The organism is Denitraticella aggregata (genome assembly GCF_048158365.1).
GTDB lineage: Bacteria > Pseudomonadota > Gammaproteobacteria > Burkholderiales > Rhodocyclaceae > Azoarcus_F.
The window spans coordinates 26,297-37,433 of sequence record NZ_JBLLNL010000017.1; the positions used below are offsets into that span (position 1 = coordinate 26,297).

At 62.2% G+C, this 11,137-nt stretch carries 10 protein-coding genes; 3 read left to right on the forward strand and 7 right to left on the reverse strand.

Translation table 11 applies throughout. The features are described from left to right. Nucleotides 1–13 precede the first annotated feature (13 nt). From ACKVEX_RS15605 to ACKVEX_RS15620, 4 genes are all read right to left on the reverse strand, one after another. Nucleotides 14–316 carry an acylphosphatase gene (locus ACKVEX_RS15605; RefSeq protein ID WP_473216663.1) on the reverse strand — a complete coding sequence of 101 codons (303 nt, stop codon included), beginning with the start codon at nt 314–316 and terminating at the stop codon, nt 14–16. Next, nucleotides 309–2,021, reverse strand: coding sequence for a SulP family inorganic anion transporter (locus ACKVEX_RS15610; RefSeq protein WP_473216672.1), 1,713 nt, complete (start codon nt 2,019–2,021; stop codon nt 309–311). Before ACKVEX_RS15610 ends, ACKVEX_RS15605 begins: the two co-directional genes overlap by 8 nt. A gap of 138 nt (nt 2,022–2,159) precedes the next feature. Continuing rightward, on the reverse strand, nt 2,160–4,340 hold the full coding sequence (metG, locus tag ACKVEX_RS15615; RefSeq protein ID WP_473216664.1) for a methionine--tRNA ligase: 2,181 nt from the start codon (nt 4,338–4,340) through the stop codon (nt 2,160–2,162). 157 nt (nt 4,341–4,497) lie between these two features. After that, on the reverse strand, nt 4,498–5,010 hold the full coding sequence (locus ACKVEX_RS15620; protein ID WP_473216665.1) for an OmpA family protein: 513 nt from the start codon (nt 5,008–5,010) through the stop codon (nt 4,498–4,500). Between the two features lie 264 nt (nt 5,011–5,274). Here ACKVEX_RS15620 and apbC point away from each other — a divergent pair, with 264 nt between their 5' ends. The 3 genes from apbC to ACKVEX_RS15635 all read left to right on the forward strand — a co-directional run bounded on the left by apbC (nt 5,275) and on the right by ACKVEX_RS15635 (nt 9,394). After that, complete coding sequence (apbC, locus tag ACKVEX_RS15625; protein WP_473216666.1) at nt 5,275–6,366, forward strand: iron-sulfur cluster carrier protein ApbC; 1,092 nt, start codon at nt 5,275–5,277, stop codon at nt 6,364–6,366. Between the two features lie 70 nt (nt 6,367–6,436). Then, nucleotides 6,437–7,003, forward strand: coding sequence for a dCTP deaminase (gene dcd, locus ACKVEX_RS15630; protein ID WP_473216667.1), 567 nt, complete (start codon nt 6,437–6,439; stop codon nt 7,001–7,003). A gap of 144 nt (nt 7,004–7,147) precedes the next feature. Further along, complete coding sequence (locus tag ACKVEX_RS15635; protein ID WP_473216668.1) at nt 7,148–9,394, forward strand: Orn/Lys/Arg family decarboxylase; 2,247 nt, start codon at nt 7,148–7,150, stop codon at nt 9,392–9,394. Nucleotides 9,395–9,481: 87 nt separating this feature from the next. Here the strand turns inward: ACKVEX_RS15635 and ACKVEX_RS15640 are convergent, their stop codons facing one another. The 3 genes from ACKVEX_RS15640 to ACKVEX_RS15650 form a co-directional block, all read right to left on the reverse strand. Continuing rightward, the gene (locus ACKVEX_RS15640) at nt 9,482–9,982 is read right to left on the reverse strand and encodes a dihydrofolate reductase (protein WP_473216669.1); all 501 of its coding nucleotides are present in this window, start codon (nt 9,980–9,982) and stop codon (nt 9,482–9,484) included. After that, nucleotides 9,979–10,773 carry a thymidylate synthase gene (locus tag ACKVEX_RS15645; protein ID WP_473216670.1) on the reverse strand — a complete coding sequence of 265 codons (795 nt, stop codon included), beginning with the start codon at nt 10,771–10,773 and terminating at the stop codon, nt 9,979–9,981. The genes ACKVEX_RS15640 and ACKVEX_RS15645 overlap by 4 nt, the downstream gene beginning before the upstream one ends. 63 nt (nt 10,774–10,836) lie before the next feature. Next, nucleotides 10,837–11,137: hypothetical protein (locus tag ACKVEX_RS15650; RefSeq protein WP_473216671.1), on the reverse strand; the 301-nt coding region annotated here is incomplete at its 5' end.

The following is an 11,137-nucleotide window of genomic DNA, read 5'->3' on the forward strand; positions in this document are numbered from 1 at the left end:
CGCCGCCTGTGGCTCAGACGTCCGGACGCAACGAGAACGGGCCCGGCGCCGGCAGGTTCGCCACCGACACCTCGACGCGGTCCACCCTGGCCGCCGGTGGCCCCTCGCGCGTCCAGTCGATGAAGGCCTCGACGGCTTCTGTCGGCCCGGAAACCAGCGCCTCGACCTCACCGCCGCTGCGGTTTCGCACCCAACCGTGGAGCCCGAGCTTCAGGGCTTCGTTCTGCGCGCTGGCGCGATACCAGACGCCCTGCACCTTGCCGTGGATCAGCAGGTGACGGGTCACCGGTTCGTCATCCTTGATTCGGTCAGGCATAGGAAATCTCCGGATCACGGCCCGGCCCGACGTGTTGGGCCTTGATCAGTGCGGCATCCAGATTGGCGGCTACGTTATGCGGTCCCAATTTGTCCAGAAAGCCCGAGCGGCTCACGATCGAACCCGGCTGGGCGTTGAGGGCGCTCAGGATCAGCGTGATGCCGCGCTTGCTCAGATTGCGATGCAGCGTCTGCAGGATGTCCAGTCCGGTGGTGTCGATGTTGATCACCTTGTCGAGGTCGAGAATGACGACCTCGGGATGACCCTCCTGCTGCGTGAGCAGCGCATCGAGCTTGTTGGCCGCTCCGAAGAACAGGCTGCCGAACAGGCGGAAGGCCTGGATGCGGACACTGCCGTCCGCGCGGGTCAGCGTGTCGAGCTCGTAGTAGTGCTCGAATCCCTTGTAGCGCTCCAGCGGCACCCGCTCGATGCGGGTCAGGTCGGACATCCGGTAGATGAAGAACAAACTGGCTAGCGCCATGCCGATCTCCACTGCAAGCGTCAGGTCGAACAGGACCGTGATCAAGAAAGTGCCGAGCAGGATGGTCTTGTAGTTGTTCGAATAACGCTTCAGTTCAGTCGGGTGGAATGCATGCCACTCGCCCATGTTGATCGACACGATGACGACGATTGCCGACAGCGTCGCGAGCGGGATATGGCTTGCGAGCGGGGCGGCGACCAGCACGACGGCGAGCAGCGTCAGCGCATGCACGATGCCGGCAACCGGTGTGCGTCCGCCCGCACGGACGTTGGTGGCGGTCCTTGCGATTGCGCCGGTCGCGGCAAAGCCGCCGAGCAGCGGTGCGACGATGTTGGCCGCGCCCTGCGCCATCAGTTCCTGATTGGGGTCGTGCCGGTCGTCGATCTGACTGTCGGCGACGCGGGCGGACAGCAGCGACTCGATCGCGCCCAGAATCGCGATCGTCAGCGCCGGAGCGATCAGCTTGCCGAGCAGGCCGAGGGACAGTTCGGGCAGACCGAAGGACGGCAGTTCCTGCGGAATCCCGCCGAAGCGGCTGCCGATGGTGTCGACCGGCAGATGCATGAACGCATTGACCGCGGTCGCGATGATCAGCACCGCCAGCGGTCCGGGCAGACGACGCATCCAGGCGACCTTCACGGCCAGTCGATTCCAGCTGACCAGCACCACGAGTGACGCGGTGGCCAGCAGCAGGGTTGGCAACTGCAGGGTCCCGATCGCGCCGTACAGGGCCTCCATCTTGCCGAAGAACTCACCGGGCATCTGCTCGATGTCCAGGCCGAGGAAGTCCTTGATCTGCGAGATGAAGATCACCACCGCGATGCCGTTGGTGAAGCCGATCACGACCGATAGCGGTATGAAGCGGATCATGTTGCCGAGCTTGAACGCCCCCATCGCGAGCAACATCACGCCGGACATCATCGTGGCGATCAGCAGGTTCTGCACGCCGTAGTCGACGACGATGACGTAGATGATCGGGATGAAGGCGCCGGTGGGGCCGCCGATCTGGACCCGTGAACCACCGAGCAGCGACACCAGAAAGCCGGCCACGATCGCGGTCCAGATGCCGGCGGACGGGCTCATGCCGCTGGCGATCGCGAACGCCATCGCGAGCGGTAGCGCCAGTACGCCGACCGTGATGCCGGCGGACAGGTCGCTTGCGAACAGACCCCGGCTATAACCGGGAAGCGTGTCGAGCAGTTTCGGACGAAAGCGGATCATGATGCCTCTGAAGTCTGGTTGGACGCGAACGCGGGGTGCTGCACCGAACGTCCTCGCCCGGGCGTCGTTCGCTGCAGCACCATCCAGCGCTTGTTCGCGGTCAGCGGCATGTCCGGCGCGATCCAGAGTTCGGGTTCGGCTTCACTTCACGCGCATGCCGGCCCGGGCGCCGCTGTCCGGCGACAGGATGTAGATGCCGGACGACTTGTCGGCGTCGTCCGACGCGGCCAGTACCATGCCTTCGCTGATGCCGAATTTCATCTTGCGCGGTGCGAGATTCGCGACCATCACCGTAAGGCGACCGATCAGCGTGGCGGGGTCATAGGCCGACTTGATGCCGGCGAACACCTGACGGGATCTCGGGCCGCCCGCGTCGTCGGTCTCGCCGATGTCCAGTTGCAGGCGGATCAGTTTCTCGGCCCCTTCCACATGCTCGGCATTCACGATCTTCGCGATGCGCAGGTCCACCTTCGTGAAATCGTCGATCGTGATATGTGAGGACATGGTTTCCTTGCCCCGCGCATCATGCTGCTGCTTCTCGGCATGACGCTGCTCCGAGTGTTTCGTCGCCTTGTCCGTCTTCGTCTGCGTCGCGGTTGCCTCGGTCGTGCCGGCCGGTGCAGCGAGCGAATCGCGATTCGCATCGATCAACGCGTCGATCTGCTTGCGCTCGACCCGGGTCATCATATGCTTGTAGGGTCTGATCTCATGGCCGCTGGGCAGGGCGGTCCACACCTCGGTCCAAGCCAGAGGCGGGATCATCAGAAATTCCTCGACCTTTGCGGCCAGCGCCGGCAATACCGGCTTCAGATAAAGCGCGAGGTCGCGAAACAGCGTGAGCGCCGTGGTGCAGGCGGTGTGCAGATGCTCGTCCTCGCCCTGGAGCTTGGCCAGCTCCCAGGGCTTGTGGTCATTGACATACTGGTTGGCGATGTCGGCCAGGCGCATGATCTCGCGCAGCGCACGGCTGAAGTCGCGGTCCTCGTAAGCTTTTGCGATCACCCCCGCACCGAGCGCGGCGCTGAATTCGCCTGCCATCTCAGGATCGACCCTGCCGAGTTTGCCGTCGAAGCGCTTCACGATGAAGCCGGCGCAGCGGCTCGCGATGTTGACGAACTTGCCGACCAGGTCCGAATTGACCTTGGCGATCATGTCGTCGAGGTTGAGGTCCACGTCCTCCATTGTGCCGTTGGACTTGGTCGCGAAGTAGTAGCGCAGCCATTCCGGGTCCAGCCCCTGCGCGAGATAGGACTGGGCGGTGATGAAGGTCCCGCGGCTCTTGCTCATCTTTGCGCCGTCAACGGTCAGAAATCCGTTGACGCACAGCTGCGACGGGGCACGATAGCCGGCAAAGTGCAGCATGGCCGGCCAGAACAGCGCGTGGAAGTACAGGATGTCCTTGCCGATGAAGTGCACCATCTCGGTGCCGCTGGTCGCGGCGCGCTCGGCGTCGGTGTAATCCTCGACCGTGATGTCGCCGCGACTCCCGGCCAAGTTGCGAAAGCTCGCCAGATAGCCGATCGGCGCGTCCAGCCATACATAGAAATACTTGCCCGGTGCGCCCGGGATCTCGAAGCCGAAGTAGGGCGCGTCGCGCGAGATGTCCCAGTCGGAAAGCTTGTTTTCGCCCTCTTCGCCCAGCCACTCCTTCATCTTGTTCGCCGCTTCCAGCTGCAGGCGACGCGTGCCAGCCGCGTTGGTGCCGCGGGTCCACTCGCGCAGGAATGCGACCGCGCGCGGGTCGGACAGGCGGAAGAAGTAATGCTCGGAGGTCTTCAGCACCGGCTTCGCACCGGATACGGCCGAGTATGGATTCTTCAGTTCGGTCGGCGCGTAGGCTGCACCGCAGGCCTCGCAGTTGTCGCCGTATTGGTCGGGGGCGCCGCATTTGGGGCACTCGCCCTTGATGAACCGATCCGGCAGGAACATTTCCTTAACCGGGTCGAAGTACTGCTCGATCGCGCGCTCGTCGATCAGTCCGGCTGTGCTGAGTTTCGTGTAAATGTCTTCCGCGTATGCCCGGTTTTCCGGGCTGTGGGTGGAGTGGTAGTTGTCGAACGTGACGCCGAAACCTGTGAAGTCACGCAGGTGCTCGCCATGCACGCGCGAAATCAGCGCCTCGGGCGTGATGCCTTCCTTCTCGGCGCGCAGCATCACCGGTGTGCCGTGGGTGTCGTCGGCGCAGACATAGAAGACCGTGTGGCCGCGCATGCGCTGGTATCGCACCCAGATGTCGGCCTGGATGTAACCAACCAGGTGTCCGAGATGGATGTCGCCGTTGGCGTAGGGCAGAGCGCTCGTGACGAGAATGTTTCGGGGCATGATGGGCGTCTTGTGGCAAAAGGCGTAAGTCTATCAAAGGCGCGCGGCGGCTTCGCCGTGAAGTGACCCGGCGCCGGTTGCGCGCAATGGCGAAACTCCCGTGATCGTCGAGAGACCGTTCGGTTGGACGCGGATGGGTCGGGTCGGAGCGACACGCCTACTGGATCGGGCGCAGCACGAGTTCGACCCGACGATTGGTCGCGCGCCCTATGTCCGTAGCGTTGTCCGCGATCGGCTCCGCCTCGCCGCGACCGTCCGCGCTGAGCCGCGCCAGCGCAATCCCTTTGGCCCGCAGATAGTCCATGACGGCCTCGGCGCGCGAAATGGACAGGCGCAGGTTGTGCAGTTCACTTCCGATGCTGTCGGTGTGACCGAAAATCTGCAGTTCGGTATCGGGGAATGCCATCAACAGCGGCGTGATCGTGTCCAGCATGTCCCTCAGCGGCGCCTTCGGTGTGGCGCTGTCGTGCGCGAAACCCTCGGCCGCCGGCAGTCGAACCAGCAGACTGCCATCGTCCATCTCCTGTGCTTCCAGCCCGACCTGATCGGTGAGGGTGGTCGCGAGAACATGCCGCTGGGCGATCCAGGGGGGCACGGCCGGCGTGGCCGCGGATCCCGGTGAACCCGTGCCGGGCAGCGCCGAACAGGCGCTCAGCAGCAGTGTCAGCATGCAGATCGAAACAATCCTGAATCGCGTCACGTCGGTTGTTCTCCATGCGGTACGCTGCGGGCGGATCGCTCCTGGGCGGTACTCGGGGTCAGTGGCTCGGAATGTTCGATTGTAGCCGTTCGGCAGCCGGGTCGATGACCCTGATCAGCAAGGGGATGAGCTCGGCGATCGGCTTCGGTATGATGTGGGGGCGACGGGACGCCGTGCATCGCAAGCGCAGTTGCGAGGTGGTGTCCCGCTTAACATTGCCAAGGATGAACCGCCATGAGCCTGACCCCGGAATCCGTCTCGGATGCCCTGAAGACTGTCATTGATCCCAATACGGGCAAGGACTTCGTTTCCACACGCTGCATCAAGGATCTCGAGCTCAGAGATGACCGGGTGCGTTTTACGGTCGAGCTGGGTTATCCGGCGCGTACCCAGGTCGAGCAGATTCGTGCGCTCTGTGTGTCGGCGGTTTCAGCGCTGGCGGGGGCGGCCCAGGTCGAGGTCGAGGTTCGCAGTGTGATCGTCGCGCATGCGGTGCAGCAGGGTGTGAAGTTGCTGCCCGGGGTGAAGAACATCATCGCAGTGGCGTCCGGCAAGGGGGGCGTGGGCAAGAGTACTACAGCGGCCAACCTCGCGCTGGCGCTGGCTTCGGAGGGCGCGACGGTCGGGATTCTCGATGCCGACATCTATGGTCCGTCCCAGCCGCAGATGCTCGGCATCGGCGACAAGAAGCCCGAGTCCTACGATGGAAAACGCATGGAACCGCTGGAAGCCCATGGCTTGCAGGCGATGTCGATCGGATTCCTGGTCGACGTCGAGACGCCGATGGTGTGGCGCGGTCCAATGGCCACCCAGGCGCTGACTCAGCTGCTGAAGGAGACGAACTGGCATGACCTGGATTACCTGATCATCGACATGCCGCCCGGTACCGGCGACATCCAGCTGACGCTGTCCCAGACCGTGCCAGTGACCGGAGCGGTGATCGTCACCACGCCACAGGATATTGCGCTGCTCGATGCGCGCAAGGGTCTCAAGATGTTCGAGAAGGTGGGCGTGCCGATCGTCGGCATCGTCGAGAACATGAGTCTGCACATCTGTTCGAAGTGTGGGCACGAGGAGCCGATTTTCGGCACGGGCGGTGGGCAAAAGCTGTGCGAGGACTATTCCATCCCGTTTCTTGGCGCGTTGCCGCTGGACATGCAGATTCGTCAGGAGGCGGATGGGGGCACGCCGACGGTGGTGGCTGACCCGGACGGGCGGATCGCGGCCATCTATCGCGACATCGCGCGCAAGGTCGCGGTCAGAGTGGCCGAGAAGGCCAAGGACATGAGTCACAAATTCCCGAGCATCGTCATTCAGAACACCTGATCCGGGTTACACTACGACGATTTTTCGGGTCCGGCTTCGGGTCCGGGCGTTGTAGAGGATGCAGCACCCCATGTCGATCAAGTCAGACAAATGGATCCGCCGGATGGCGGAAGAAAAGGGAATGATCGAGCCGTTCGCGCCCGGGTTGGTGCGCGACAGCGACGTCGGTAAGATCGTGTCCTACGGCACTTCGAGCTACGGCTACGACGTGCGCTGCGCAAACGAATTCAAGATCTTCACCAACATCAATTCGACCATCGTCGACCCGAAGGATTTCGATGCGCGCAACTTCGTCGATTTCGTCGGCGATGTCTGCATCATTCCGCCGAACTCGTTCGCGCTTGCGCGCACGGTCGAGTATTTCCGCATCCCGCGCAGCGTGCTGACCGTGTGCCTCGGCAAAAGCACCTACGCGCGCTGCGGCATCATCGTCAATGTGACGCCGCTCGAACCCGAGTGGGAGGGCCACGTGACGCTGGAGTTCTCGAACACGACGCCGCTGCCGGCCAAGATCTACGCGAACGAAGGGATCGCGCAGATGCTGTTTTTCGAATCGGACGAGATCTGCGAGACGTCCTATCGCGATCGGGGCGGGAAGTATCAGGGCCAGCAGGGTGTGACCCTGCCCAAGATCTGACCGAACGGAGTCCATCCGACGATATGGCCCGCGAGGCCTGCAACCGGGGCCGATAACGGCCCCTTGTGCTTTCCGGTAAGGTTTCTGCAATCAACCTACGGGTAACATGCCCGAGCCGCGAGGCCGGCAATGCTGGAGACAGGGATGCGCTTTCATTTTCCGATCATCATCATCGACGAGGATTTCCGTTCGGAGAATGCGTCAGGGCTGGGTGTGCGTGCGCTGGCCAAGGCGATCGAGGGTGAGGGCATCGAGGTGCTCGGCGTGACGAGCTACGGGGACATGACCTCGTTTGCACAGCAGCAAAGTCGCGGCTCGGCCTTCATTCTGTCGATCGACGATGAGGAGTTCTCCTCCGAGCAGGCGACCGAGAAGGCCATCGCCGACCTGCGTGCCTTCGTGCAGGAGATCCGCTTTCGCAATGCGGACATTCCCATCTTCCTGTACGGAGAGACGCGAACGAGCCGCCACATCCCGAACGACGTGCTGCGCGAGATGCATGGCTTCATCCACATGTTCGAGGACACGCCCGAGTTCGTCGCGCGCTACATCGTGCGGGAGGCAAAGAACTACCTCGAGACCCTCGCGCCGCCGTTCTTCCGCGCGCTGACCCACTATGCGGCTGACGGCTCGTATTCATGGCACTGCCCGGGGCATTCGGGCGGCGTCGCGTTTCTGAAGAGTCCGGTCGGACAGATGTTTCACCAGTTCTTCGGCGAGAACATGTTGCGCGCCGATGTCTGCAATGCGGTCGAGGAACTCGGTCAGTTGCTCGATCACACCGGACCGGTCGCGGCCAGCGAGCTCAACGCAGCGCGCATCTTCAACTGCGATCATCTGTATTTCGTGACCAATGGCACGTCGACGTCGAACAAGATGGTGTGGCATACCACTGTGGCGCCCGGAGACATCGTCGTGGTCGATCGCAACTGCCACAAGTCCGTCCTCCATTCGATCATCATGACTGGGGCGGTGCCTGTGTTCCTGACGCCGACGCGCAATCACTACGGCATTATCGGGCCGATCCCGCTGGAGGAGTTCTCGATGGAGACGATTCAGCGCAAGATCGAGGCCAACCCGTTTGCGCGCGAGGTCAAGGACAAGAAGCCGCGCATCCTGACGATCACCCAATCGACCTATGACGGCGTCGTGTACAACGTCGAGACCATCAAGGAAATGCTGGACGGCAGGATCGACACGCTGCATTTCGACGAAGCCTGGCTGCCGCATGCCGCCTTTCATGATTTCTATGGCGACTACCATGCGATCGGGGCGGACAGGCCGCGATGCAAGGAGTCGATGATGTTCTCGACGCAGTCCACCCACAAACTGCTTGCCGGGCTGAGCCAGGCCTCGCAGATCCTGGTTCAGGATTCGCAGACCCGCAAACTCGACCGCGACATCTTCAACGAGGCCTACCTGATGCATACCTCGACCTCCCCGCAGTACGCGATCATCGCGTCATGCGACGTGGCCGCAGCCATGATGGAGCCGCCGGGCGGTCCGGCGTTGGTCGATGAGTCCCTGTCCGAGGCGGTCGAATTCCGTCGCGCGATGCGCAAGGTCGAGGCGGAGTTCGGGATTGCCGACTGGTGGTTTAAGGTCTGGGGGCCGGAGTACCTGCCCGAGGAAGGCATCGGCGAGCGCGAGGACTGGATCCTCAAGGCCGGTGAGCGGTGGCATGGCTTCGGCAATCTGGCCGAAGGTTTCAACATGCTCGACCCGATCAAGGCGACGGTGATCACGCCGGGGCTGGATGTTGATGGGGATTTTGCCGAATGGGGCATTCCGGCCGGGATCCTGACGCGCTATCTGGCCGAGCACGGCATCATCGTCGAGAAGACCGGGCTATATTCGTTCTTCATCATGTTTACGATCGGTATCACCAAGGGTCGGTGGAACACGATGGTGACCGAGTTGCAGCAGTTCAAGGACGATTACGATCGCAATCAGCCCTTGTGGCGCGTGATGCCGGACTTCAGCGCGAAGTTTCCGCGTTACGAGCGTATCGGTCTGAAGGATTTGTGTGCGCAGATCCACAGCTTCTACAAGGCGCATGATGTGGCGCGCCTGACTACCGAGATGTATTTGTCGGACATGATCCCGGCGATGAAGCCGGCCGATGCCTTCGCCAAGATGGCGCATCGGGAGATTGAGCGGGTGCCGATCGATGAACTCGAAAGCCGAGTCACTGCGATGCTGGTTACACCTTACCCGCCGGGTATTCCGTTGCTGATTCCCGGTGAGCGTTTCAACGCGACCATCGTCCGCTACCTGAAGTTTGCGCGTGACTTCAACGCGAGCTTCCCGGGATTCGAAACCGACATTCACGGCCTGGTCTGCGAGCAGTCGGGCGGCCAGCGCACCTACCATGTGGACTGCGTGAAATAGAGGCGTCCCGGGCCATGCGAGTCGCCTCATCCAAGCGAGCGCCCTGTGCTGTTTCAACTGCTGGCGGGGCTTGCCTGAACGGCGAGGCTACGCACGGCGCACGTATTCGACGAAGTCGTAGTCGAACTGGTTGTGTTCGTCCGCGCTGTGCGCTTCACGGCGGATCTCTTCGAATACCGTCGTGTCGATTGGCGGAAAGTGGGTGTCTCCGTCGATCTCCGTCCACACTTCGGTGAGCAAGAGCCGGTCTGCTTCGGCGATCATCTGTCGATAGAGATCGGCGCCGCCGATCACGAACAGTCGCTCGGTGTCGGCGACTGCGACAATCACGGATGCCAGGTCGCCGAACACCTCGGCGCCGTTCGCGCCGTAGGCCGGGTCGCGGGTGACGACCAGGTTCCGTCTGCCCGGCAGGGGGCGGCCCAGCGACTCCCAGGTCTTGCGACCCATCAGGATCGGATGACCGGTCGTCACGGACTTGAAACGCACCAAATCCGCCTTCAGGCGCCACGGCAGCGCATTGTCCTTGCCGATCACGCCGTTGCGGGCGACGGCCGCGATCAGAACGATTTCCGGCTTGCCGTTCATACCGCGACTGGCGCCTTGATATGCGGTTGCGGATCGTATCCTTCGAGTGCGAAATCCTCGAAGCGGAAGCCGAAGATGTCACCGACCTCCGGGTTGATCCGCATCGTGGGCAAGGGGCGCGGCGCTCGGCCGAGCTGCTCGCGCGCCTGGTCCAGATGGTTCAGATACAGATGGCAGTCTCCGCCGGTCCAGACGAAATCGCCGGGCCGATAGTTGCACACCTGCGCAACCATCAGCAGCAAGAGGGCATACGAGGCGATGTTGAATGGGACGCCGAGAAAGATATCCGCACTGCGCTGATAGAGCTGGCAGGACAGCGTATTGTCCGCGACATAGAACTGGAACATGGCGTGACACGGCGGCAGGGCCATGCCTTCGATCTCCCCTGGGTTCCATGCCGAAACCAGGTGACGGCGCGAATCCGGATTGCGCTTGAGCCCTTCAATGAGTTGTGCGATCTGATCGATGCTTCTGCCGTCTGCGGTCTGCCAGCGGCGCCATTGCTTGCCATAGACCGGACCCAGTTCACCGTTCTCGTCCGCCCATTCGTCCCAGATCGACACGCCATTGTCCTTGAGGTAGCGGATGTTGGTGTCGCCCTGCAGAAACCACAACAGCTCATGGATGATCGAGCGCGTATGCAGCTTCTTGGTCGTCAGCAGCGGGAAACCGGCCCCCATGTCGAATCGCATCTGCCAGCCGAACACCGATAGCGTACCGGTGCCGGTGCGGTCGGTCTTGGGATGGCCGTTGTCGAGCACGTGCCGCATCAGGTCCAGATACTGTTTCATTGCGGATTCCGGTTGGTTTGAGGCCGAATTCTACAACGTGAAGATCGATCGCACCTCGAGCCTTCAGCCCGCACAAGTCTCTTCGAACCGCATCGAACGGATCTCCTGCAGCGATTGCGTCGTATCTTCTGGGTAAACAATGAAACCGGACAGATCACGTTCTACAAGTCCGGACCGTTCATGTGCTCCCTGCACCCCCTGATTTTCCGTCTTGACGTAACGGTTTGTGAGTTTATAATGCGCGTCTTTCTTCGTTGGTCCGGGATGTTTGGGTCGGGTTTGGCGGGGAGGGTGTGGGGGTGGTTTTAGCTGGGTGATGACGCGTGTTTTAGTGCGGATTTTATCTGGCGGGGTGGTTGACAGT